The sequence below is a fragment of the Pseudomonas sp. Marseille-Q5115 genome, from assembly GCF_916618905.1.
In the GTDB taxonomy this organism is placed as follows: domain Bacteria; phylum Pseudomonadota; class Gammaproteobacteria; order Pseudomonadales; family Pseudomonadaceae; genus Aquipseudomonas; species Aquipseudomonas japonica_A.
On record NZ_CAKAKI010000001.1, the window covers coordinates 2,807,786 to 2,831,949 of the forward strand.

21 protein-coding genes and 1 pseudogene are annotated in these 24,164 nt (G+C 64.1%); 9 read left to right on the forward strand and 13 right to left on the reverse strand.

Annotation, left to right across the window (positions count from 1 at the left end; genetic code table 11):
* The first annotated feature begins 107 nt into the window (after window positions 1-107).
* Both LG385_RS12945 and LG385_RS12950 read left to right on the forward strand, forming a co-directional pair.
* Complete coding sequence (locus tag LG385_RS12945) at window positions 108-1,295, forward strand: hypothetical protein (protein ID WP_225774618.1); 1,188 nt, start codon at window positions 108-110, stop codon at window positions 1,293-1,295.
* Window positions 1,296-1,376: 81 nt separating this feature from the next.
* Entirely contained in the window at window positions 1,377-2,666 is a 1,290-nt protein-coding gene (locus LG385_RS12950; protein ID WP_225774619.1) for a Gfo/Idh/MocA family protein, read from the forward strand.
* Window positions 2,667-2,699: 33 nt separating this feature from the next.
* On the opposite strand, the gene paaZ is transcribed toward LG385_RS12950, so the two are convergent.
* The 9 genes from paaZ to paaG all read right to left on the reverse strand — a co-directional run bounded on the left by paaZ (window position 2,700) and on the right by paaG (window position 12,224).
* Window positions 2,700-4,754, reverse strand: a complete 2,055-nt coding sequence (gene paaZ, locus LG385_RS12955; protein ID WP_225774620.1) for a phenylacetic acid degradation bifunctional protein PaaZ — start codon at window positions 4,752-4,754, stop codon at window positions 2,700-2,702.
* Window positions 4,755-4,783: 29 nt separating this feature from the next.
* Window positions 4,784-5,866: a 1,2-phenylacetyl-CoA epoxidase subunit PaaE gene (gene paaE, locus LG385_RS12960; protein ID WP_225774621.1), complete on the reverse strand. Its 1,083-nt coding sequence runs from the start codon at window positions 5,864-5,866 to the stop codon at window positions 4,784-4,786.
* Between the two features lie 22 nt (window positions 5,867-5,888).
* Entirely contained in the window at window positions 5,889-6,422 is a 534-nt protein-coding gene (gene paaD, locus LG385_RS12965) for a 1,2-phenylacetyl-CoA epoxidase subunit PaaD (protein ID WP_225774622.1), read from the reverse strand.
* Entirely contained in the window at window positions 6,409-7,170 is a 762-nt protein-coding gene (gene paaC / locus LG385_RS12970; protein WP_225774623.1) for a 1,2-phenylacetyl-CoA epoxidase subunit PaaC, read from the reverse strand. Before paaC ends, paaD begins: the two co-directional genes overlap by 14 nt.
* A gap of 9 nt (window positions 7,171-7,179) precedes the next feature.
* Window positions 7,180-7,461: a 1,2-phenylacetyl-CoA epoxidase subunit PaaB gene (paaB, locus tag LG385_RS12975; RefSeq protein WP_181115941.1), complete on the reverse strand. Its 282-nt coding sequence runs from the start codon at window positions 7,459-7,461 to the stop codon at window positions 7,180-7,182.
* A gap of 18 nt (window positions 7,462-7,479) precedes the next feature.
* Window positions 7,480-8,472 (reverse strand): 1,2-phenylacetyl-CoA epoxidase subunit PaaA, encoded by a 993-nt coding sequence (gene paaA, locus LG385_RS12980; RefSeq protein ID WP_225774624.1) that lies wholly within the window; start codon window positions 8,470-8,472, stop codon window positions 7,480-7,482.
* A 71-nt stretch (window positions 8,473-8,543) separates the two neighbouring features.
* On the reverse strand, window positions 8,544-9,878 hold the full coding sequence (paaK, locus tag LG385_RS12985; protein ID WP_225774625.1) for a phenylacetate--CoA ligase PaaK: 1,335 nt from the start codon (window positions 9,876-9,878) through the stop codon (window positions 8,544-8,546).
* Complete coding sequence (paaH, locus tag LG385_RS12990; RefSeq protein WP_225774626.1) at window positions 9,875-11,419, reverse strand: 3-hydroxyacyl-CoA dehydrogenase PaaH; 1,545 nt, start codon at window positions 11,417-11,419, stop codon at window positions 9,875-9,877. The genes paaK and paaH overlap by 4 nt, the downstream gene beginning before the upstream one ends.
* Window position 11,420: 1 nt before the next feature.
* The gene (gene paaG, locus LG385_RS12995; protein WP_225774627.1) at window positions 11,421-12,224 is read right to left on the reverse strand and encodes a 2-(1,2-epoxy-1,2-dihydrophenyl)acetyl-CoA isomerase PaaG; all 804 of its coding nucleotides are present in this window, start codon (window positions 12,222-12,224) and stop codon (window positions 11,421-11,423) included.
* A gap of 262 nt (window positions 12,225-12,486) precedes the next feature.
* Here paaG and paaX point away from each other — a divergent pair, with 262 nt between their 5' ends.
* The gene (gene paaX / locus LG385_RS13000; RefSeq protein ID WP_225774628.1) at window positions 12,487-13,410 is read left to right on the forward strand and encodes a phenylacetic acid degradation operon negative regulatory protein PaaX; all 924 of its coding nucleotides are present in this window, start codon (window positions 12,487-12,489) and stop codon (window positions 13,408-13,410) included.
* A 20-nt stretch (window positions 13,411-13,430) separates the two neighbouring features.
* Here paaX and LG385_RS13005 read toward each other — a convergent pair whose 3' ends face one another.
* Together LG385_RS13005 and LG385_RS13010 are read right to left on the reverse strand one after the other, a co-directional pair.
* Window positions 13,431-14,426 carry an aldo/keto reductase gene (locus LG385_RS13005; protein WP_225774629.1) on the reverse strand — a complete coding sequence of 332 codons (996 nt, stop codon included), beginning with the start codon at window positions 14,424-14,426 and terminating at the stop codon, window positions 13,431-13,433.
* Window positions 14,427-14,605: 179 nt separating this feature from the next.
* Window positions 14,606-14,827 carry a VF530 family DNA-binding protein gene (locus LG385_RS13010; protein ID WP_181115961.1) on the reverse strand — a complete coding sequence of 74 codons (222 nt, stop codon included), beginning with the start codon at window positions 14,825-14,827 and terminating at the stop codon, window positions 14,606-14,608.
* 204 nt (window positions 14,828-15,031) lie between these two features.
* On the opposite strand from LG385_RS13010, the gene LG385_RS13015 reads away from it, so the two are divergent.
* Together LG385_RS13015 and LG385_RS13020 are read left to right on the forward strand one after the other, a co-directional pair.
* A complete protein-coding gene (locus LG385_RS13015) occupies window positions 15,032-16,021 on the forward strand; it encodes an aldo/keto reductase (RefSeq protein ID WP_225774630.1) in 990 nt (329 codons plus the stop codon).
* A gap of 57 nt (window positions 16,022-16,078) precedes the next feature.
* Complete coding sequence (locus LG385_RS13020) at window positions 16,079-16,972, forward strand: LysR family transcriptional regulator (RefSeq protein WP_225774631.1); 894 nt, start codon at window positions 16,079-16,081, stop codon at window positions 16,970-16,972.
* A gap of 12 nt (window positions 16,973-16,984) precedes the next feature.
* Here LG385_RS13020 and LG385_RS13025 read toward each other — a convergent pair whose 3' ends face one another.
* Both LG385_RS13025 and LG385_RS13030 read right to left on the reverse strand, forming a co-directional pair.
* Window positions 16,985-17,530, reverse strand: a complete 546-nt coding sequence (locus LG385_RS13025; protein ID WP_225774632.1) for a histidine phosphatase family protein — start codon at window positions 17,528-17,530, stop codon at window positions 16,985-16,987.
* Between the two features lie 41 nt (window positions 17,531-17,571).
* Window positions 17,572-18,756 carry a XylR family transcriptional regulator gene (locus LG385_RS13030; RefSeq protein ID WP_225774633.1) on the reverse strand — a complete coding sequence of 395 codons (1,185 nt, stop codon included), beginning with the start codon at window positions 18,754-18,756 and terminating at the stop codon, window positions 17,572-17,574.
* 153 nt (window positions 18,757-18,909) lie between these two features.
* On the opposite strand from LG385_RS13030, the pseudogene xylA reads away from it, so the two are divergent.
* The 4 genes and pseudogenes from xylA to LG385_RS13050 all read left to right on the forward strand — a co-directional run bounded on the left by xylA (window position 18,910) and on the right by LG385_RS13050 (window position 24,131).
* A pseudogene (gene xylA, locus LG385_RS13035) lies at window positions 18,910-20,226 on the forward strand (xylose isomerase).
* A gap of 142 nt (window positions 20,227-20,368) precedes the next feature.
* The gene (gene xylF / locus LG385_RS13040; RefSeq protein WP_225774634.1) at window positions 20,369-21,370 is read left to right on the forward strand and encodes a D-xylose ABC transporter substrate-binding protein; all 1,002 of its coding nucleotides are present in this window, start codon (window positions 20,369-20,371) and stop codon (window positions 21,368-21,370) included.
* 67 nt (window positions 21,371-21,437) lie between these two features.
* The gene (xylG, locus tag LG385_RS13045; protein ID WP_225774635.1) at window positions 21,438-22,994 is read left to right on the forward strand and encodes a D-xylose ABC transporter ATP-binding protein; all 1,557 of its coding nucleotides are present in this window, start codon (window positions 21,438-21,440) and stop codon (window positions 22,992-22,994) included.
* On the forward strand, window positions 22,995-24,131 hold the full coding sequence (locus tag LG385_RS13050) for a sugar ABC transporter permease (RefSeq protein WP_225774636.1): 1,137 nt from the start codon (window positions 22,995-22,997) through the stop codon (window positions 24,129-24,131).
* Window positions 24,132-24,164: the final 33 nt, after the last annotated feature.

Below are 24,164 nucleotides of genomic sequence, written 5' to 3' on the forward strand. Positions count from 1 at the left end.
GGCCGGCCGCAACTTGCAGGTCGGGGTATGTGAGCTAAGCTGTTGGCCATCACGTCTTCAGGCTGCGGTCGACGACACCCTTCAGCGTTCCAAGCCCCGGCCCTGCCATGACCTCACGCCTTACCTTATCGTTGTGCATTCCCTTGTTGTTCGCCCCCTTCGCAGCCCTGGCTGATGGCATGCTGAGGCCCGGTTGGGGCCCCGTGGCCGAGCAGGCCCTGAACGATATCCGCGCCGCTGCGGTGCAACTGCCTCCGGGCGACGGCCAAGCCGCGGTAGGGGGCGACACTGCCCGGCCGGCCATCGAAGCCTGGATGAATGGCCGCGGTGGTGCTGGCGCTGGGGATTCGGACCTGACTGCGCTGTGGCAGGCCAGCGTGGGCAGCGAAGTGGGCAAGGAGAACGGCGCTGACCGGGTGGCCCGTGCTTTCACACTGGGCAATGCCACCTCGCAACTGGCCAGCAGCGTCTACGGCGGCCCGCCGGGCGCGGCCGCTTACGCCGCCTGGTGGGCTTATCGCCAACCCAACGCCACCCCGCTGGAGGCTCTGCGGGTAGGCGTGATCAGCGCCGCTGCGCTGTGGGACACGCAAAAGGATGCCACGGGCGCCGGCGTTTCGCCCCAGGTTGTACGCCGTACCAGCCTCGCTGCGGCGCTTGGCGGGCTGGCCATTGCCGCTGCGGGCGGAGATGAGCAGGCAGTGCGATCGCTGTTTTTCGAATCAGGGGCAGCCGTGCTGTTGCAAGAGGGCTCCAGGCTCGATTGCCTGTCCGCGACGGTGAAGTGCCAAGGCACGCCCGGCAAGCCTGTGGCTGGGCTGGAACCGGTGGCCGCCTACGAGGGCATGCTCGAAGCCGGGGGCGCTGGCAATCAAAGCGCTGCCCTGCCGCGCCCGGCGGGCAGCCTTGCACTGGAGCGTGGCTATACACTCGGCTGGCATGTACCCGCCAGCCTGCAAAGCGGCGTGCTGTACCCCATGGTGGTACTTACCCACGGCCGCGCGCCAGCCATCGCGGCCGCCGTGCCCGCCGCGCCGGCGGTAGAGCCAGACATGCTGCCGCCTACCGCAGCTGGCGCCACCCGTTACTTGTGCGAGAAACGCGGCGATACCCGGGCCATCTGGGTAGAACCCGGCAATCAGCCGCGCTCGGTGTGCCGCACCCTTTACCGGATCGACAAAACCACGGCGGTGTTATGGAACGCCCAGCAAAACCCGGAGGCGTGCGAGGCAAGAGCCAAGGCCCAGGTGAAGCGCGAGCAGGCCAAAGGGTATCAGTGCCGCCCCGGGCAATAACCTGCCCGGTGGCGACTCGGTGAAACCAACGCTTGGCCCGGGCGGTCGACTTTTCAACGTGCCCGCCAGCGAGACCTTCACATGAGCGAGAACCCGCCCACGTTCAATCGCCGTACCCTCTGCAAACTCGTCGCTGTGTCCGCCACCGCAGCGGCCGTGGTGCCACGGGCCATGGCCGAAACCTTCGCCGCGCCCTCCCCGGTCGATACGGGCAAGGTGGAACAAGGCGCGGTGAAGTTCCCCGCCTGGCGCGGCCCGGCGGATACACCCTCGGCACCGCCTCCCAAGCCCCTGCCGCCGGACCAGCGGGTGGGTTTTGCCATCGTGGGGCTGGGGCGCCTTGCGCTGGAGGAAATCCTTCCGGCCTTTGGCAAATCCCTCAAGGCCAGGCCGGTGGCGTTGGTGTCTGGCTCCCCGGAGAAATTGCAAACAGTGGCGGCGCAATACGGGATCAAACCTCAAGCCTGCTACAGCTATGAAGATTTCGACCGCATCCGCGACAACCCGGACGTGAAGGTGGTGTACATCGTGCTGCCCAATGCAATGCACCGAGAGTTCTGTGAACGGGCAGCGAAGGCCGGCAAGCATGTGCTCACCGAGAAACCCATGTCAGTTTCCTCGAAAGATGGCCAGGCCATGGTGGACGCTTGTCGCAAGGCCGGCGTGAAGCTGATGGTGGCCTCCCGCATTCAGTACGAGCCCTATAACCGCCGTGCCATGACGCTGGTGCGCAACAAGCAATACGGCCGGCTGGTGGCCTATCAGGGTATCAACACGCAAACGGTGGCGGCGGATGGCGACCGCCAATGGCGGCACAAGAAGCAGATGGCTGGCGGCGGTTCGCTGGTGGACATTGGGCTGTATTGCCTGAACACGGCTCGCTTCATCACCGGCGAGGAGCCGGTGGAAGTGTATGCCAATATCTGGTCCCCGCCTGGCGATCCGCGGTTCGCCGAGGTGGAAGAAACCGTGCAGTTCACGTTGCGCTTTCCGTCACATACCGTCGCCAACTGCCTGACCAGTTATGGCGCAAGGGATGACAAGCATCAGCACCTGAACCTCGAAGGCGCGGCCATCGACATGCCCAATGCGTTTCTCTACGAGGGCCAGCGGATGTCCATCATCGACCGCGACAACGACGCCACCCGCAATGCCGAGCTGACGCTCCAGCCCAAAGACCAGTTCGCCCAGGAAATCGACCACATGGCCGACTGCGTACTCACCGGGCGCGAACCCTACACGCCGGGAGAGGAAGGCGTGCAAGACCACAAGCTGATGGAAGCCATCTACGAAAGCGCCCGCACCGGCCAGCCGGTGAAACTGGCGCCCATCGAGGGCCTGGACCACTTCCGCGGCCCGCCGTTGGCCTGACCGCAGGAGCCGGCAAAGCCGGCGAAAAGGGCCTTACCCGCCACGCTTGAGCACCAGGGTAAGGATGTCGTAGCTGGCGACCATTTCCCCATGCTGGTTGGTGACGGCCACGTCCCAGGCGACCACGCCTTGTGGCTCGCCCTTGGGGCTTTGCTTGCCTTGGTCGATCTTGCGTTTGCAGGTCAGCCGCGCCTGAATGGTGTCGCCGATGTGTACCGGGTTGATAAAGCGCAGGGCGTCCAGCCCGTAGTTGGCCAGCACTGGCCCGGGGGCGGGCGAGACGAACAGCCCGGCGGCGGCCGAGAGCACAAAATACCCATGGGCGATGCGCTGCCCGAACTGGGACTCCCTTGCCGCCAGCTCGTCGAAGTGCATGTAGAAGTGATCTCCCGACAGGCAACCAAAATTGACGATGTCAGCCTCGGTAACCGTGCGCCGGTGAGTGAGCAGTGATTCGCCGATGCGCACGTCCTCGAAATGGCGACGGAACGGGTGCACCTCGGTTTCGATTACCGTTGCGCCACGCACGTACTCCTGGGTCACCGCCATCAACATGCTGGGCGAGCCCTGCACGGCGGCACGTTGCAGGTAGTGCTTCACGGCGCGCAGGCCGCCCAGCTCTTCTCCACCGCCGGCACGCCCCGGGCCGCCGTGTTTGAGCATGGGCAAGGGCGAGCCGTGGCCGGTGGATTCCTGCGCGGCTTCGCGGTCGAGGATATGCAGCCGGCCATGTAAGCGAGCCATGGCGGGCACCACACGCGCCGCCGTGGTCGGGCTGCGGGTCACCAGGGTGGCCACCAGGCTGCCCTGGCCGCGGGCGGCCAATGTGACGGCTTCGTCGATATCGCCGTAACCCATCAGCGTGCTCACCGGGCCAAACGCTTCGATGTCGTGGGCACCGCCAGGCGCATGGGGATCGCGGCTGAGCAACAGGGTTGGCTGGAAGAACGCGCCCTCGCTGGCGCCCTGCCCTTGCGGCTCAAAGCTTTGGCCATTGCCGAACAGCACCGTGCTGCTTTTCAGCAGTTGGGCCACACGCTCGCGCACATCCGCCTGCTGCGCATGGGAAGCAAGCGCGCCCATCTTCACGCCATCCATTGACGGGTCGCCCACCACCACGCTAGCCAGGCGCTGGCTAAGGCGCTCGGCTACTGCGTCCAGGTGGCGCGTGGGCACGATGGCCCGGCGGATCGCGGTGCACTTCTGCCCGGCCTTGGCGGTCATTTCCCGGGCGACCTCCTTCACGAACAGGTCGAACTCCTCGTCATCGGGGGTCACGTCCGGGGCCAGAATGGCGCAGTTGAGCGAATCCGCTTCGGCATTGAAGGCCACCGCGTTACGCACCAGGTTGGAGTTCACCCGTAGCCGCGCAGCCGTGTCCGCCGAGCCGGTGAAGGTGACGATGTCCTGGCCGTCGAGCAGGTCCAGCAGGTTGCCGGTGCTGCCGATCACCAACTGCAGGCTGCCTTCGGGCAGCAGGCCGGAAGCCTCCATCAGGCGCACCGCCGCTTCGGTCAGGTAGCTGGTGGCCGTGGCCGGCTTGACGATGCACGGCATGCCGGCGAGAAAGGTGGGCGCGAACTTTTCCAGCATGCCCCAGATGGGGAAGTTGAACGCGTTGATGTGCACGGCCACGCCACCCCGCGGCACCAGGATATGGGTACCCGCAAAGCGGTTCTGCTTGCCAAGGGGAATCGCCGGGCCCTCGTGCATCAGGTTGCCGGAGGGCAATTCCCGTGCGCCTACGCCCGCGTAGCTGAACAACGTGGCGGTACCGCCTTCGATGTCCACCCAGCTGTCCGCGCGGGTAGCGCCGCAATGGCGGGACATGGCGTACAGCTGTTCCTTGTGCTCGTTGAGGTACAGCGCCAAGGCTTTCAGCCGCGCGGCACGCTGCTGGAAATCCAGAGCCATCAGGCTCGCGCCACCCTTGCCACGCGCGTAATGCACAGCTTCGGCAAAATCGGGGGTTTCTTCGTGGGCATAGGCCACGGCCTGCCCGTCCACTGCACTACGCAGCAGTTGAGCGGCGTGCTGGCCCAGCCAGCGGTTGGCAATGAAACTCTGCAGCACAGAGGCCTGGGGCATTGTTGTTGTTTCTCCAGAGGCAAGCAGGTTTACAGCTGGTCGAAATCCAGCACCACGGTGTTCGAGAGCGGGAAGCTTTGGCACGACAGCACATAGCCGGCGGCCACTTCGTAGTCCTCCAGTGCAAAGTTGCTGTCCATTTCCACCTCCCCCTTTACCACCTTGCACTTGCAGGTGGAGCACACGCCGGCGCGGCACGAATACGGCAGTTCGGCGCCCTGCGCGTTGCCGGCATCCAGGATGCTCTGGCGGTTGCGCGGCATGCTGAACGCTACGGCCCGGCCATCACTGATCACCGTCACTTCGCTGGTTTCAGCGGCGCTGGCCTGCGCGGCGCGCGCCTGCCGGGCCTCACGCTTGCGCTCATCCCCTTGCGCCGCGAACAGTTCGAAATGAATACGCTCCGGCGCCATGCCATTGGCCGTGAGCTGCTCGCGCACGGTTTCGGTCAATGCCTGGGGGCCGCAGATAAAGGCTGCGTCCAGGTGTGCGACGTCCAGCCAGCGGGAGAACAACTGATGGCATTTGCTTTCGTCGATGCGGCCGTTGTACAGGTCGATGTCCTGTTGCTCGCGGCTGAACACGAAGATCAGGTTCAGGCGATCCAGGTAGCGATTCTTCAGGTCCTCGAGCGCGTCTCGAAACATGGCCGAGCCGCTGGACCGGTTGCCGTACAGCAATGTCACGCGGCTGTAGGGCTCGCCTTCCAGCGTGGTTTTCACGATCGACAGAATAGGCGTGATACCGCTGCCAGCGGCCACCGCCAGGTAATGGCCACGGCGGGATGGGTCCAGCGGCTGGCCGAAGTGCCCGGCGGGCGGCATTACCTCCAGGGTATGCCCGCACTTCAAGGCCTCGTTGGCATGCACGGAAAACAACCCACCGGCGACGCGCTTCACCGCTACCCGCAGCTCGCCGTCATTGGCGCCGCTACAAATGGAATAGGAGCGCAGCACCTGCTCGCCTTCTACCTGGGCGCGCACCACTACGTGCTGGCCATGGCTGAAGCGAAACTGCTCGCTGAGTTCAGGCGGAATGTCGAACACGATCGACACCGCGTCACGGGTTTCCGGGCGAACCTCACGTATCCGCAGGCTGTGAAACTTGCTCATGGGTGTTCTCCGTGCGCGCCGCTCAAATGCACTTGAAGTAATCGAAGGGCTCGCGGCAATCCAGGCAGCGGTAAAGCGCCTTGCACGCCGTGGAGCCAAACTCGCTCAACCGTTCGGTGTGGGCGCCGCCGCAGTGAGGGCAGGCAATCACTGGTGCGGGCCCCAAGAGGCTGCGCTTGCTGGCAGTGCCGCCAGGCGGGGCGATGCCATAGGCCAACAGCGCCTGGCGACCTTGCTCGGTGATCCAGTCAGTGGTCCAGGCAGGCGCAAGCCGAGCGGTGATACGCGGCAGCTCGAACCCCGCTGCTTCCAGCGCGGCACGGATATCCGCCTCGATCACTTCAGTGGCCGGGCAGCCCGAATAGGTGGGCGTGATCAGCACCCATACATGGCCGCCGTCCCAGCCCACCTCCCGCACAATCCCTAGCTGCACCACGCTCACCACCGGCACTTCCGGGTCCATCACGCCACCGAGCACCGCCCAGGCTCGGGCGATGTCCGCCGCCCCGCCTGCGCGGGCGCCGCGGTCGCTGCCGATCAGCTCACCAGCGCGCATTGGGATACGCCCGTTGCAGGTACTGCATTTCCGCCAGCAAAGGGCCCAGGTGCTCGGTGTGCAGGCCGTTGCGCCCACTCAGGTAATTGGGCACTGCGGGGGCCGGCAGCGGCACGGTGGCCTTCTCGCACACCAAGGCCACGGTGGCGTTCCAGGCCTCGGCACGCTGGGCCGGGTCGCCAATGATGCCGCTGGCGGCGAGCCGCGCCTGGGCGTCGTCCACTTCGGTCAGCTCGAAGGTGAACCGCCACAAGCGCTCCACCGCCGCGCACATGCGCTGGTGGCTCACCTCGGTGCCGTCACCCAGGCGCTGCACCCACTCGGCGGAGCGAGTGAGGTGGTAGGTCACTTCCTTGAGCGCCTTGGCGGCAATTGCGGCGATATGCTCGTCGCGGCTCGCCGCCATGCCGCTCAAGGCCGCGTGGTGCCAGGCGTCGTAGAAAAACTGCCGAGCCATGGTCACCGCGTAATCGCCGTTGGGCTGCTCCACCAGCAGCAGGTTGCGAAAGCTTCGGTCGTCGCGGCGGAAGGCCAGGTCGTCGGCGGTGCGCCCATCAACGAGCAGCACAACGGCGTATTCATACCAGTTTCGGGCCTGGCCGATCAGGTCCAGCCCCACGTTCATCAGCGCCAGTTCTTCTTCGATGGCTGGCGCGTGGCCGCACCATTCGCACAGCCGCTGGCCCTGGACAAGGGCGCTGTCTCCCAGCCGCAGCAGCCAGTGAATCTTGTCGTCCAAGGGGTTCATGGCAGCGCCTCACATATGGCCGACTTCGGGGGGCAGCTCATAGAAGCTGGCATGGCGATACACCTTGTCGTCCGCCGGGGCGAACAAGGGGTCCTTTTCATCCGGGGACGAGGCGGTGATCAGCGCCGAGGGCACCACCCACAGGCTTACGCCTTCGCTGCGGCGGGTGTACAGCTCGCGAGCGTTCTCGATGGCCATGCGGTCGTCGGCGGCATGCACGCTGCCCACATGCTTGTGGTTAAGCCCATGCTTGCTGCGCACGAACACTTCGTAGAGGGTCCATTCAGCCATGGCGTTCTCCCCTGCCGCTCAGGCGGCGGTGTGGCGTTGCTGTTGTTTACGGGCGTAGGCCACGGCGGCTTCGCGCACCCAGGCGCCGTCCTCATAAGCCGCGCGGCGTGTTTCCAGGCGCTCGCGGTTGCAGGGGCCGTTGCCCTTGAGCACCTGGTAAAACTCTTCCCACTGGATGGCGCCGAAATCGTAGTGCCCACGTTCCTCGTTCCATTTCAAATCGGGGTCGGGCGCGGTGCAGCCCAACAGCTCCAGCTGGGGCACGGTCTGGTCGATGAAGCGCTGGCGCAGTTCGTCGTTGCTCTGGCGCTTGATTTTCCAGGCCATGGATTGCGCGCTGTTGGGGGAATCCGCGTCGCTGGGGCCGAACATCATCAGTGAGGGCCACCAGAACCGATTGATCGCATCCTGCACCATGGCCTTCTGGGCGTCGTTGCCTTCGTGCATCAGGGTGAGCAGCAGTTCGTAGCCCTGGCGCTGGTGAAAGCTTTCTTCCTTGCAGATCCGAACCATTGCCCGCGCATAGGGCCCGTACGAAGTGCGCTGCAGCACCACCTGGTTGACGATGGCCGCGCCGTCCACTAGCCAGCCCACCACGCCCATGTCGGCCCAGGTGAGGGTGGGGTAATTGAAGATGCTTGAATATTTGGCCTTGCCCGCATGCAACCGGGCGATTTCCTCGTCGCGGTCGGCGCCCAGGGTTTCCATGGCGCTGTACAGGTACAGGCCGTGGCCTGCTTCGTCCTGCACCTTGGCCATCAGCTGCAGCTTGCGTTTGAGCGTGGGCGCCCGGGTAATCCAGTTGCCCTCGGGCAACATGCCAACGATCTCGGAATGGGCATGCTGGGAGATCTGCCGTATCAACGTTTGCCGGTAGGCCTCGGGCATCCAGTTCTTGGCTTCGATCTTGATTTCAGCGTCGATCTTTTCCTGGAAAGCCCGCTCTTGCGGGGCCATCTCGTCCAGGTTTTTCAAGCGCTTGATGCCGGTTTCAACCAATTGCGCGTACATGGATGGCCTCCAGGATGGTGACCCTATTATTAAGCGATACACTTACAGCAATCAAATGCTTTATTGGCGTATCACGTTAAAAGCGAATCACGGCTGGAACGGCGATCGAACACATGGCAGGCCTTGCCTTCAGAGCGCTTGAGGGACAGGCAAGGCTGCACCCGTACCTGCACCGAAATGCCCACATACGTCTTGATCCGCCGTGCAAGATCCAACGCAACGCGCTGCTCTGTATTGTCATCCGTAGGCGCCTGCTCGGGCCTGAACTCCACATGCACGTCCATATGATCCAGGTTGCCATCCCGATACAGGTGAATTTCGTAAAGCTCGGTCAGCTGTTTCGTTTTGAGCACCAGTTCTTCGATCTGGGTGGGGAATACGTTGACCCCGCGCACGATCAGCATGTCGTCGCTGCGGCCGGTGATCTTCTCAATCCGCCGCATGGGGCGAGCGGTTCCCGGTAGCAGCCGGGTGAGGTCGCGGGTGCGGTAGCGGATCATCGGCAAGGCTTCCTTGCTCAGCGTGGTGAACACCAGTTCGCCATATTGGCCGTCCGGCAGCACAGCCCCGGTGATGGGGTCGATGATTTCCGGGTAGAAGTGGTCCTCCCATACCGTGGGGCCATCCTGGGTTTCCAGGCACTCCATGGCCACGCCCGGGCCCATGATTTCCGACAAGCCGTAGATGTCCAGCGCGGTGATGCCCATGCGCGCCTGCACCGCCTGGCGCAGGGCGTCGGTCCATGGCTCGGCGCCAAAAATGCCCAGGCGTAGCGATAGGCTGCGTGGGTCCACGCCCTGGCGTTCGATCTCGTCGGCCAGGTTGAGCATGTACGACGGCGTAACCATGATGATGTCTGGCTGCAAGTCGCGGATAAGCTGCACCTGCTTCTCGGTTTGCCCGCCTGACATGGGGATTACCGTGCACCCCAGCCGCTCGGCGCCGTAGTGAGCGCCAAGGCCGCCGGTGAACAGGCCATAGCCGTAAGCGATGTGCACCTTGTCGCCCTTGCGCCCGCCGCCAGCCCGTATCGATCGCGCCACCAGCCCCGCCCAGGTATCGATGTCATGCTGGGTGTAACCCACCACGGTGGGTTTGCCGGTGGTGCCGCTGGAGGCGTGCAACCGCACAATGTCCCGCTGGGGCACGGCAAACAGACCATAGGGATAGTTGTCGCGCAGGTCACTTTTGGCGGTGAACGGAAACAGTGCAAGATCGTCCAGGGAGGCAAGGTGCTCTGGCCGCAGGCCAAGCGCATCGAAGCGCTGGCGGTAAAACGGCACGTTCTCGTAGGCATGGGCCAGGCTCCAGCGCAGCCGAGCCAATTGATGATGGCGCAGTTCATCGACACTGGCGGTTTCCAGCGGGTCCAGCTTGGCTCGGTCGGCGTTCAGCTCCATGTTCATGCGTCACCCTGTGCGTTTTGCAGGAGGGCGCCTGCGTGGAAGTACCCGCCTGTGGCGCACAGGCGGCGCAGCAGCAGCGAAGGCCGGTATCGCTCTTCGCCATAGGCCGCCTGCAGATTGGCCAGCGTGCGCAGCACGAAACCGGGCCCCAGCGCATCTGCCCAGGTGAGCGGCCCTTGCGGGTAATTCACCCCGGCGCGCATCGCCAGGTCGACGTCCGCAGCGCTCGCCACACCGTGCAGCACGGTATCGGCGGCCTCGTTCGCCAGCATTGCGACGGTACGCAGCACGGCCAGCCCCGGCGTGTCACTCAGCACTGCCACCTTCAAGCCGGCGCCCTGTAGCAGGCCGATCACCTGGGCGCGTGGGTGCGCCTCGATCGGCCCGAAACTGACCGCAAGGGCGCTGGCGGTGCGGTAATCCAATGCCAGGTCAAAGGTAGCGAAGTTGTTGATGCCCTCCTCCCGTGCACGTTCGCTGCCCAGCCGCCCATCAGCCAGCGCCACGGTCGCGCTGCCTACCCGCAGCATCCCCGCGCCAGGGCGGTTGTGCACGGTTACGCCTACCCAGCGAAGCCGCTCGACCAACCCCTGGGCTGGGCCGAGGTCGCCTTCGACCGTGCATTCGGTCACTGGTGTGGACGGCGCCATCCAGGCAGGCGCCGGCGGGGCGCTGCCCTGCGCATAGTCGAAAAAGCCCTGGCCACGCTTGCGGCCCAGCCGCCCGGCATCCACCAGCGCTTTTTGCAGTAACGAAGGCTGGTAACGGGTGTCGCCATAGCAGGCGTTGAATACCGAACAGGTCACGGCGTAGTTCACATCGTGGCCAATGAAATCCATCAGCTCGAACGCCCCCATGCGAAAGCCACCCGCCTCGCGCAGTACAGCGTCGAGGGTGGCGCAGTCGGCGGCGCCTTCCTGTAGCAGGCGCAGGCTCTCGGCATAGAACGGCCGCGCCACTCGGTTCACGATAAAGCCAGGGGTACACTTGGCGTGCACGGGCCGCTTGCCCCAGCGCACGGCCATGTCGAACAGCACCTGTGCGACCGCAGGCGACGTGGCAAGGCCAGACACCACTTCCACCAGTGGCATTACCGGCGCCGGGTTGAAGAAGTGCAGCCCGGCGACCCGCTGAGGGTGTTGCAGCCCTGCCGCCAAGGCACTGATGGCGATTGAAGAGGTGTTGCTGGCCAATATCGCATCGGGTCGGCACAGCTGCTCCAACTCCGCAAACAGCGCACGTTTGGCGCCGAGGTCTTCTACGATGGCTTCGATCACTAGCTCTGCATCCGCTACATCGCAGAGGTACTCGGCGGCGGTCAGTGCCATGCGCACCTGTTCGCAACGCTCGCCGCTGAGCTTGCCTTTGGCCACCTGGCGCTGAAGCTGCGCATGGATGTCTTCGATGGCCTGGGCGGCCGCGCCGGGCCGAGCGTCATGCACTACCACGCGGTGGCCCGCCTGTGCCGCTACCTGTGCGATGCCGGCCCCCATGGCGCCTGCGCCCACCACGGCCACAAGGGTATCGTCCTTGAGCACCATGTCAGCACCCCTTGAACACAGCGGGCCGCTTGGCCATGAACGCATTCACGCCTTCGCGGTAGTCCTCGCTGCGCCCGGCCTGGCGCTGCAGGTCTCGCTCCAGCGCCAGTTGCGCTTCAAAGCCATTGCCCGGGCTGGCGTTCAGGGCCTGCTTGATCAGGCCCAGCCCCAAGGTCGGCTGCGTGGCCAAGTGGCGGGCCAGGGCCACGGCCTCCTCTCGCAGCGCCGTGTCCTCTACCACCTTGTAGATCAGGCCCCAGCCCAGCGCCTGCTCGGCCGACAGCCGCTCACCGAGCATGGCCATCGCCTTCGCCCGCGCCATGCCCACCAGCCGTGGCAGCATCCAGGTGCCGCCAGAATCCGGGATCAGGCCGATCTTGCAGAAGGCCTGGACGAAGCTGGCCGATCGACTGGCGAGCACCAGGTCACAGGCCAACGGAATGTTCGCCCCGGCGCCCGCCGCCACGCCATTGACGGCGCACACCACCGGCAGCGGCAATTCGGTAAGGGTACGGATCAACGGGTTGTAGAACCGCTCGATAGACGCCCCAAGGTCGGGCACCTGCTCCCCCGGCGCAACGGTGCGTTCAGCTAGGTCCTGCCCAGCGCAAAAGCCGCGGCCTTCAGCAGTGAGCAACAGCACCCGCACGCTGGGATCACCGCGTACGTGTTCCAGCGCCGCGCGTACTTCGTCCTGCATCAGGCTATTGAAGGCGTTGAGCTGGGCCGGCCGGTTCAGGCTCAGATGGGCCAGGCCGTTGTCGAGCGTGAACAAAATATGTTCATAAGCGTGGGGGTGAGGCATAGCAACCTCCTGGCTTGTCGCGGCCAATGCCGCGCTATCTTGGAATTGTTATCGGAGGCAGCCATTGCCCCCGTGTGATAAACGCTGCCAGATCTGATACAGCTATTCAACATACAATTACGGTTTCTGTATCTTTTTACTGAGTATACCGGTTGCTGGGTCTTGCGCACCTGGGCCTTGCGCGCACCGAAGCGATACCATCCAAGCGGCATATCGAGGTTCAGCTGATATAGTGCGCGCTCCCGCACCACGCAGACGACCCATGAGCACCCTTGCGCCCCTCGACACCCTGATTCAGCGCTTCGCGCAGCAAACGCCCCTTCGCGCCAGCTCGTTGATCATGACGCTTTATGGGGATGCCATTGAACCGCGAGGCGGCACTGTGTGGCTTGGCAGCTTGTTCGGCCTGCTGGAGCCCATGGGCATTAACGAGCGCCTGGTGCGCACGTCGGTGTTCCGGCTGACCAAGGACCAATGGCTCACTGCGGAGAAATCGGGCAGGCGCAGCTACTACAGCCTCACGGCCCCCGGCCGCCGCCGGTTCGAGAAGGCATTGCGCCGGGTTTACCGCCCGGCAGTACCTGGCTGGGATGGCCGCTGGAACCTGGTGATGCTGCCTCAAGCCACGCCGGAAAAACGCAAGGAAGTGCGCCAGGAATTGGAATGGCAAGGCTTTGGCCCGCTGGCGGCGGGCGTGATGGCCTGCCCACGGGCCGATCGCGCCGACCTGCTCGCCACCCTGCGCGAGCTGGGCGTGGAAGACGAAGCGATTGTGTTCCGCACCGAAGCCATCGAGGCGCTGGCCCCCAAGGCGCTGCAGTTGCAGGTACGGGAAAGCTGGAACCTGGATGTGCTGGGCCAGCATTACGAGGAATTCCTCGGGCTGTTTCGCCCGCTCTGGGCGGCCGTGCGCGAGGCGCCAGCGCTCGATCCGCAGCAATGCTTTCTGGCCAGGCTGCTGCTCATCCACGAGTACCGCAAGCTGGTGCTGCGCGACCCTGAGCTGCCTGAGGAGTTGCTGCCCAACGGGTGGGAGGGGCGCGCTGCGCGGCAGCTGTGCCGCAACCTCTACCGCGCGTTGTATGAAGGCGCCGAGCAGTGGCTCGGGGCTGCGCTGGAAACCGCCGATGGCCCGGTGCCGGCGCCGTCGGCGGCGTTCTACGAACGCTTCGGGGGGCTGCGTTAGGGTTGCCCCCCGGTTAGCCGTCAGCTGAATCCACTCACCGCGTGAGGCACATACGGCGCTTCAAGGCGCTGGATTTCATCGGCGGTGAGTTCAAGGTCGAGCGCGGCCACGGCATCGTCCAGCTGGCTGGCCTTCGAGGCACCCACGATAGGGGCCGACACGCCTCGCTTGGCCAGCACCCACGCCAACCCGACCTGCGCCATGGGCACGCCGCGTTCGGCTGCGATCTGCTCCACCATGCCAATCACCCGAGCATCTTCGGTTTCGGTGGCGTTATAGAACGACTGCCCGGAAAGGTCGGTGCGGGTGCGCTCGGTTTCCTGGCCATGAGGGCGGGTCAAGCGTCCGCGCGCCAAGGGGCTCCACGGCATCAGGCCCACGCCCTGGTCGAGGCACAGCGGGATCATTTCACGTTCTTCTTCGCGGTACAGCAGGTTGAGGTGGTTCTGCATCGAGACGAAGCGGCTCCAGTTGTGCTCCTTCGCCACTTGTTGGGCCTTGGCGAACTGCCAGGCGAACATGGACGACGCGCCGAGGTAGCGGGCCTTGCCGGCCTTCACCACGTCGTGCAGCGCTTCCATGGTTTCCTCGATGGGCGTGTGGTAGTCCCAGCGGTGGATCTGGTAAAGGTCCACGTAGTCCATGCCCAGGCGGGTAAGGCTGGCGTCGATATTGGCCATGATGGCCTTGCGTGACAGGCCCTGTTCGTTCGGCCGGCTGGAGCCACCGAGCATGGCAGGCGGGAAGAACACCTTGGTGGCGACTACGATCTCCTCTCGCCGGGTGAAGGCCTTCAGCAGCTTGCCCACGATGAGTTCGGACGTGCCGGCGGAGTAGCTGTTGGCCGTATCGAAGAAGTTGATCCCCTGCTCCACCGCGCGCTTGACGATCGGCCGGCTGGCGTCTTCATCGAGTGTCCAGGGGTGGGTGCCGGCATCGGGCTCGCCGAAGGTCATGCAGCCCAGGCACAGCCGCGAGATGTCCAGGCCTGTGGTGCCCAGTTTGGTAAATTTCATAGCGCCTCCTGTTTACATTCCGAAACAGGGTAGCGGATGCACGCTGTGCGATGTAGCAACGCGGCCGGCCTGCGACCTTGCACCGCATAATCGGCCAGGCTGGCGGGCCGGTCGCCGCCAAGGCGTGCTGCTACATGAATGAATGATCCTGCGGCCAGGCAACCCGTCGTTCGGGAAGGTCATCGCCCCTGCCGAAGCTGCACGAACAGCGCTTCCACCTTTTCGCGCGCCCACGGGGTTTTGCGCAGGAAGGTCAGGCTGGATTTGATACTGGGGTCGCTCTTGAAGCAGCGGATGTCTACGCGCTTGGCCAGCTCGGGCCAGCCGTAATGGGCCACCAGTTCATTGAGCAGGTTTTCCAGCGTAATGCCGTGCAAGGGGTTGTTGGGTGTCTGGGTCATGGCCTGTTGAGGTTGGGCGGTAAAGGAAGGCGCAGCTTAGTGCAGTTCGCGCCGCGCCGCACGCCGGGCCATGTCGATTGATTAGCTGCGCTCATGACTTCTTGCCGATTTACCCCGCTAGTCGCAAGCGAGCCTCTCTTTTACCGTGTGTAGACCTACTCGATTACATTACTCACTGCTGGCTCACCAGCACGGAGGCCTCACATGCAGAAGCGAATACTGGGCAATAGCGCACTCGAAGTCTCGGCCCTGGGCCTTGGCTGCATGGGGCTGAGCTATGCCTATGGCCCGGCGACCGATACCAAAGCGGCGGTGTCGTTGATCCGTTCGGCCGTTGAGCGTGGCATCACGTTTTTCGACACTGCAGAGGTATACGGCCCCTACCTGAACGAGGAAGTGGTAGGGGAAGCCCTGGCACCGGTGCGCGAGCAGGTGATCATCGCCACCAAGTTCTGTTTCACCTTCGGCGACGACAACAAGCAGCAGATCCTCAACAGCCGGCCAGCGCATATTCGCGAGGCGGTGGAAGGCTCGCTGAAACGGTTGAAAACCGATTACATCGACCTGCTGTACCAGCACCGCGTAGATCCGGATGTCCCCATCGAGGAGGTGGCAGGCGCGGTGAGACAGCTGATTCAAGAAGGCAAGGTGAAGCACTTCGGCCTCTCCGAAGCCGGCGCTCAAACCATCCGCCGCGCTCACGCCGTGCAGCCGGTGACCGCCCTGCAGAGTGAATATTCCCTGTGGTGGCGCGAGCCCGAGCAGGAGATCTTGCCTACCCTCGCTGAACTGGGCATCGGCTTTGTGCCGTTCAGCCCACTGGGCAAAGGATTCCTTACCGGAACGATCGGGGCAGACGCCACCTTCGGCAGCGACGACTTCCGCAGCATCGTGCCGCGTTTCAGCCAGCAAGCGCTGCACGCCAACCAGGCCTTGGTCACGCTGGTTCGTGAAATCGCCACGCAGCACAGCGCAACCCCCGCCCAGGTGGCGCTTGCCTGGCTGTTGGCGCAAGCGCCGTGGATCGTGCCGATTCCGGGCACTACCAAGTTGCACCGCCTGGAGGAAAACATCGGCGGCGCTGCCTTTGCACTCAACGAAGCGGACCTCAAGGCGATCGAGGTTGCCTTGGCGCAAGTGAACGTCGAGGGCGACCGCTACCCTGAAGCGCTCAAGGCCCGTGTAGGCCGGTGAACTGCCGTTGCCCGCCGCCGGACACTCCAGCCTGCTTTTCTAGCGAGATACCTGCCGATGCCCCGCGCCAACCTCAATGACCTTCAGGCCTTCGTGGTAATCGCGCGGGAAGGCAGCTTTACCCGTGCCGCCGCGCAGCTGGGGGTATCACAGTCGGCCTTGAGCCATACCATGCGCGCGCTGGAGGCGCGTTTGGGGGTAAGGCTGCTCACGCGTACTACCCGCAGCGTGTCCACCACCGAAGCCGGGCAGCGGCTTTACCTGTCCATGGCGCCGCGTTTCGAAGAGATCGACCTGGAACTGGCCGCAGTCAGTGAGTTTCGTGACACCCCGGCAGGCACCGTGCGCATTTCCACTTCCGAGCATGCGGCGAACACCATCCTTTGGCCGAAGCTGGCGCGGGTGCTGCCGAACTTCCCAGACATCAAGGTTGAAATCACGGTGGACTACGCGCTCACCGACATCGTCGCTCAACGTTATGACGCGGGGGTGCGCCTGGGCGACCAAGTGGCCAAGGACATGATCGCCGTGCCCATTGGCCCTCCGTTGCGCATGGCGGTGGTGGCCGCGCCGGGGTATTTCGGCCAATGCCCGGCGCCTGTGGTGCCCGGCGACCTCGCCGAACACAACTGCATCAACCTGCGCCTGCCTACCCATGGCAACCTGCTGCAGTGGGACTTCGAGAAAGACGGCCATGAACTCAAAGCCAAAGTGGACGGGCAATGGACGTTCAACAGCAGCGTGCCGATCCTGCGCGCTGCCCTCGCCGGGTGTGGGTTAGCCTTTCTGCCCGAAGACATGGTCGCGGCCGAGCTTGCCGACGGCCACCTTGTACGGGTGCTGGAAGACTGGTGCCAGCCCTTCCCTGGCTACCACCTTTATTACCCCAACCGTCGCCAGCACTCTTCCGCCTTCAGCGTGGTTGTGGACGCGCTGCGCTATCCCGGCTAAGCAGCCTCAAGGTTACAGCCGCAGCCTCCACACGCCATTGAAACGCAGGTCGAGCGTGGACAATGGCGCGATGTCGATGGTGTGAAACGCCTGCGGTGGGCAACTCAACACCCGCATCAACGCCGCCCGCATTACCGAAGGGTGGGTGACCGCAACGATATGGCCCTCCCCGGCCAGCTGGCTCATCCACTGTTCAACCCGAACGCTTAACTGGGCCAGGGTTTCCCCGCCATGGGGCGCGACCTCCCTCCCCGTGAGCCAGGCCTGAAGCGCCTCGGGCTCGGCGCTGGCCACCTCGTCGATGCTTAGCCCCCGCCAGCGGCCGAAATCCAGCTCGCCTAATGCGCTTACGCATGCCGACCGGGCCGATAGCCGTTCGGCGGTCTGCCGTGCTCGGGCTTCCGGTGCGTGCATGAAGCGAGTGCGTTTGCCCATGGCGATGGCTTGCAAGGCGGCCGGCAGCGGGCCATCGAAGGCGATAGGGTCATCCGCAGGAAAGCGGGCGGTTTTCTGCGCCTGGGTGGCGGCGTGGCACACCAGCGTCAAACGCAGCGCCATGTGGGTACCCTGTGTAGTAGTGGCTGGGCGCGCAGGGTACCTCAGGCAGGTTGTCCCCGAAATTGCTGATACTCACGCGGCGTGCAGCCGAACTCCCGGCGGAACACCGTGTGTAGATACTGCGCGGATTTGAACCCGCAGCGCTGGGCGATATCGGCGATGGGCAAGTCAGCGCTCTGGAGCTCGGTGCCGGCCGCCGCCAGCTTGAAGCGCAGGATTTCGTCGTGCACGCTGCGCCCTCGCACCTTGCGAAAGTGCGCCTCCAGCGAAGAGCGCGACACACCGACGTAACCGGCCACCTGGGCGGTCTTGATGCCCTGGCAGGCGTACTGGCGGATAAAGTGCAGCGCCTGCATCACATAGGGGTTTTCCAATGGCTGATGCAGGCTGGACGCTTGCACGTTGATCGACTCGGGGGGCACCAGCACCTGGGTACCGGTGGATGGCATGCCGTGGAGCATCTGGTGAAGCAGGTGCGCGGCGGTGCGGCCCATGGTTTCGGTGCCCTGGATTACCGAACTCAGCGGCACCCGGGTAAGCGTTCGGGTGAGCGGGTCGTTGTCGATGCCGATCAGCGCCACCTGCTCAGGTACCGCGATGCCGGCGGTAAGGCAGGCCTGTAGTAACTGACGGGCGCGGGCGTCGGTCACGGCGATGATGCCGATCGGCTTGGGCAGGCTGCGCAGCCAGGCAATCTGCTGCTCCACGGCGCTGTCCCACAGTGGTGCGCTGGTGCCCAGGCCTCGATACACCTCGGCGTGCAAACCATCGCGCTGCATCAGTTGGCGGAAAGCGTTTTCCCGCTCCAGCGCCCAGCGGTTGGCTTGTACCGGCGGTAAACTGAAACAGGCGAAGCGGGTGAGCCCGGCTTCGATCAAGTGGTCGTAGGCCAGTTTGATCATGGCCGCGTTGTCGGTGGCTACGTAGGGAATGTGCCGGGGATAAGCGCTTGCGTCTTGGTAGGAGCCCCCCACCGCGACCACTGGCAGCGTGCTGCCCGCCAGTGCTTCACCGATCAGCGGGTCGTCGAAGTCGGCAATGATGCCGTCGCCCTGCCAGCGCTCTATACCCCGCAAGCGGCAGAGGTAGTCCTCTTCCAAGAACAGATCCCAGGACGCACGGGTGCTGCTGAGGTAGTTACCGATGCCGGTAATGATGCCGCGGTCGTAGATCTTGCTGCCGTTGAACAACAGGGCAATGCGGTGAACGGGGGGCGTTGTTTTCATTGTGGGTACCCTGGGCCGATGCGCACAGCCTAGGCCCGCCGGTGGGCTACGGCAATACGCAAAATCGAACCCTGCGCTGGTGATTTTCATAATCGCGGCCCACCGGCGCATTGTTAGCCTTGGCCCACCGACAAAAACAACAAGGACATCGCAATGGCGCACTTCCCGGGTATAGACAAGATTCGCTATGAGGGCCCGTCCAGCGACGCGCCGCTCGCCTTCCGCTATTACGACGCCGACAAGCTGGTGCTGGGCAGGCCCATGCGCGAGCACCTGCGAATGGCCGTATGCTATTGGCACACCTTCGTATGGCCAGGGTCGGATGTTTTCGGCTCGGGCACCTTCAAACGCCCGTGGCAGCGGCCCGCCGCGCCCATGGAAATGGCCATCGCCAAGGCCGAGGCGGCGTTCGAGTTCTTCTCCAAGCTGGGCGTGGACTATTACAGCTTCCACGACACGGACGTGGCCCCGGAAGGCGCTTCGATCCGCGAATACCGCAACAATTTTGCACAAATGGTCGACCAGCTCGAACGCCATCAGGAGCAGAGCGGCATCAAGCTGCTCTGGGGCACGGCCAACTGCTTCAGCAACCCGCGTTTCGCCGCCGGTGCCGCCAGCAACCCGGACCCTGAAGTGTTCGCCTTCGCCGCCGCCCAGGTGTGCAGCGCGCTGAACGCTACCCAGCGGCTCAAAGGCGCCAACTACGTGCTGTGAGGCGGCCGTGAGGGCTACGAAACCCTGCTTAATACCGACCTGAAACAGGAGCGCGAGCAACTGGGCCGGTTCATGCGCATGGTGGTGGAACACAAGCACAAGATCGGCTTCAACGGCGACCTGCTGATCGAGCCCAAGCCGCAGGAGCCTACCAAGCACCAGTACGACTACGACAGCGCCACGGTATTCGGCTTTTTGCAGCAGTTTGGCCTGGAGAAAGAGATCAAGGTCAACATCGAGGCTAACCACGCCACCTTGGCGGGCCATAGCTTCCAGCACGAAATCGCTACGGCCGCTTCCCTGGGGATTTTCGGCAGCATCGACGCCAACCGCGGCGACCCGCAGAACGGCTGGGACACCGACCAGTTCCCCAACAGCGTGGAAGAGCTGACCCTGGCCACCTATGAAATCCTCAAGGCCGGCGGTTTCAGCCACGGTGGCTTCAACTTCGACTCCAAAGTGCGGCGCCAGAGCCTGGACGAAATCGACCTGTTCTACGGCCACGTCGCCGCCATGGACGTGCTCGCGCTGTCGCTTGAGCGCGCGGCTGCGATGGTGCAGAACGATGAACTGCAACGCTTCAAGGATCAGCGCTACGCCGGCTGGAAAGCCCCGTTCGGCCAAAAGGTGCTGGCAGGCGAGTTCAGCCTCGAATCCCTGGCCGAGCATGCGTTCACCAACGCGATCGATCCACACGCCGTGAGCGGCCGCCAGGAAATGCTCGAAGGGGTGGTAAACCGGTTTATCTATCCATAAGTGCCACAGCGAGGCCTGCCGCGGGCCGTTACATTGTCGCGACAATTCTCTGCGCGCGGCGCTTCGCTACTCTCTACAGTTTCAGCGGCACCTCGAGTTTGTTTCGCACGTGTCTCCAACAACAATAAAAGGACGCACCTTCATGAATACGCTCAAACGTACTTTGCTCGCCAGCGCGCTGGCCTTGCTGTCGCTACCGGTGATGGCGGATTCCGCGCACCCGAAAATCGGCTTCTCCATCGACGACCTGCGCCTGGAACGCTGGGCCCGGGACCGGGACTACTTCGTGGCCGCGGCAGAGAAGATGGACGCCAAGGTGTTCGTGCAGTCCGCCGATGCCAACGAGCAGAAGCAGATTTCCCAGATCGAGAACCTCATCTCCCGTGGCGTGGATGTGATCGTGATCGTGCCCTTCAACGCCACCGTGCTCACCAACGCCGTCTCCGAGGCCAAGAAGGCCGGGATCAAGGTGGTGTCCTACGACCGGCTGATCCTCAATGCCGACATCGACGCCTACATTTCCTTCGATAACGAAAAGGTCGGCGAGATGCAGGCCAGCGGCGTGTTGCAGGCGGCGCCGAAGGGTAATTACTTCCTGCTCGGTGGCGCGCCCACAGACAACAACGCCAAGGTGCTGCGCGAAGGCCAGATGAAAGTGCTGCAGCCGGCCATCGACCGCGGCGATATCAAGGTTGTAGGCCAGCAGTGGGTGAAAGAGTGGAACCCCACCGAAGCGCTGAGCATCGTGGAAAACGCCCTCACCCGGAATAACAACAAGATCGACGGCATCGTCGCCTCCAACGACGCCACCGCTGGCGGCGCTATCCAGGCCCTGGCGGCGCAGAAGCTGGCCGGCAAGGTGCCTATCTCTGGCCAGGACGCCGACCTTGCCGCGGTGAAACGCGTATTGGATGGCACCCAGACCATGACCGTGTACAAGCCGCTGAAGCTGATCGCCTCCGAGGCCGCCAAGCTGTCCGTGCAACTGGCGCGTAACGAGAAGCCCAACTACAGCTCGCAATACGACAACGGCGCGAAAAAGGTGGACACCATCCTGCTCACCCCTACCCCGCTCACCAAGGACAACATCGACCTGCTGGAAAAGGACGGCTTCTACACCAAGGCGCAGATCGCCGGGCAATGACCTGTTAGCGGACACGCTCGGCGCCCTGCCGAGCGCACCCCTGTGGCCTATGCGCGAGTGAGTTGCCATGCCTGACTACCTGTTGCAAATGAACGGCATCGTCAAAAGCTTTGGCGGTGTGAAAGCCCTCAATGGCATCGACATCCGGGTAAAACCAGGCGAATGCGTGGGCCTGTGCGGCGAGAACGGCGCCGGCAAGTCCACGCTGATGAAGGTGCTGTCGGCGGTGTACCCCTACGGAACCTGGGAAGGCGAGATCCTCTGGGACGGCCAGCCGCTGAGGGCGCAGTCGATCAGCGAAACCGAAGCCGCCGGGATCGTGATCATTCACCAGGAACTGACCCTGGTGCCCGACCTGTCGGTGGCCGAGAACATTTTCATGGGCCACGAGCTTACGCTGCCGGGCGGCCGCATGAATTACCCGGCGATGTTCCACCGCGCCGAAGCCTTGATGCGCGAGCTGAAGGTGCCGGACATGAACGTCGCCTTGCCGGTGTCTCAATATGGCGGCGGCTACCAGCAACTGGTGGAAATCGCCAAGGCGCTGAACAAGCAGGCGCGCTTGCTGATTCTGGACGAGCCCTCCTCTGCCCTCACCCGGTCGGAGATCGAGGTGCTGCTGGACATCATCCGCGACCTCAAGGCCAAGGGTGTGGCCTGCGTGTACATCTCCCACAAGCTCGATGAAGTGGCGGCGGTGTGCGACACCATTTCGGTGATCCGTGACGGCAAGCACATCGCGACCACCGCCATGGCGGACATGGACATCGCGCAGATCATCACCCAAATGGTAGGGCGCGAAATGAGCAGCCTGTACCCCACCGAGCCCCATGAGGTGGGCGAGGTGATGTTCGAGGCGCGCCACGTGACCTGCTACGACGTGGACAATCCCCGACGCAAACGCGTGGACGACATTTCATTCAAGCTCAAGCGCGGTGAAATCCTCGGGATTGCCGGGTTGGTAGGCGCCGGCCGCACTGAACTGGTGTCCGCGCTGTTCGGCGCCTACCCCGGGCGCTACGAGGCCGAAGTGTGGCTGGAAGGGCAACGCATCGACACCCGCACGCCGCTGAAATCCATCCGCGCCGGCCTGTGCATGGTGCCCGAGGACCGCAAGCGCCAGGGCATCATCCCGGACCTGGGCGTGGGCCATAACATCACCCTGGCCGTACTCGATAACTACGCGCGCCTCACCCGGATCGATGCCGAGGCGGAGCTGCGCAGCGTGGACGAGGAAATCGCCCGCATGCACCTCAAGACCGCCAGCCCCTTCCTGCCGATCACCAGCCTGTCGGGTGGCAACCAGCAGAAGGCGGTGCTGGCCAAGATGCTGCTCACCCAGCCCAAGGTGCTGATACTCGACGAACCCACCCGCGGCGTGGACGTGGGCGCCAAGTACGAGATCTACAAGCTCATGGGCGCGCTGGCGGCCCAAGGCGTGTCGATCATCATGGTGTCCTCGGAGCTGGCGGAAGTGTTGGGCGTGTCCGACCGGGTGCTGGTGATCGGCGAAGGCCAGCTGCGCGGCGACTTCATCAACCACGAACTGAGCCAGGAACAGGTGCTGGCCGCCGCGCTCAGCCACCCCGACGGGCAGAACCCTGACAACCGGAAGTCTGCGTAGATGAACCAGGTCAAACAACTTTTTACCCGCTACAAGATGCTCGCCCTGGTGATTGCCGTGGCGATCATCTGGCTATTTTTCAGCTGGCAAACCGAAGGCGGCTTCATTACGCCGCGCAACCTCTCCAACCTGCTGCGGCAGATGTCTATCACCGGGATATTGGCGTGCGGCATGGTGCTGGTGATCATCAGTGGCGAGATCGACCTGTCGGTGGGCTCCCAGCTTGGGCTGCTGGGCGGGCTGGCGGCGATCCTGGACGTGATCTATCACGTTCCACTGGTGGCTAACCTCGGAATAGTGGCGCTGTGCGGGCTGGTGATCGGCATCGCCAACGGCGCCATGACGGCGTACCTGCGCATTCCCTCGTTCATCGTGGGCCTGGGCGGCATGCTGGCCTTCCGCGGCGTGCTGCTGGGGATCACCGGTGGTACCACCATCGCCCCGGTGTCGCCGGCGCTGGTGTATGTGGGCCAGGGTTACCTACCGCCCGCGGCGGGCGTGGCGCTGGGCGTGCTGCTGTTTGTACTGGCGGTGTTCCTCACCTGGAAGCAGCGGCGCAACCGCGCGCTTCACGGCTTGGCGCCACACGCGCTGATCCGGGACGTTGGCCGGGTGGTAGCGATTGGCGCGGTGCTGGCGGGGTTCGTAACCACCCTTAACCACTACGACGGCATCCCGGTACCCGTGCTACTGCTGTTGATCCTGTTCGGCGTGTTCAGCTACGTCACCAGCCAGACCGTGTTCGGCCGCCGGATTTATTCGGTAGGCAGCAACATGGAGGCCACGCGCCTGTCAGGCATCAACGTGCAGGCGGTGAAGCTGTGGATCTTCGGCATCATGGGCGTGATGTGCGCCCTGGGCGGGCTGGTAAACACTGCGCGCCTGGCCGCGGGCTCCCCTTCGGCCGGCAACATGGGCGAGCTGGACGCCATCGCCGCGTGCTTCATCGGCGGCACGTCCATGCGCGGCGGCTCCGGCACCGTATACGGCGCGCTGCTAGGGGCGCTGGTGATCACCAGCCTGGACAACGGCATGTCGATGCTCGACGTGGACAGCTACTGGCAGATGATCGTCAAGGGCAGCATTCTGGTGCTGGCGGTGTGGGTGGACGTGAGTACCCGGGCCGGTAGGCGATAGTCAGCGTTCGCAGGCTCGCGCCAGCTCCTACCT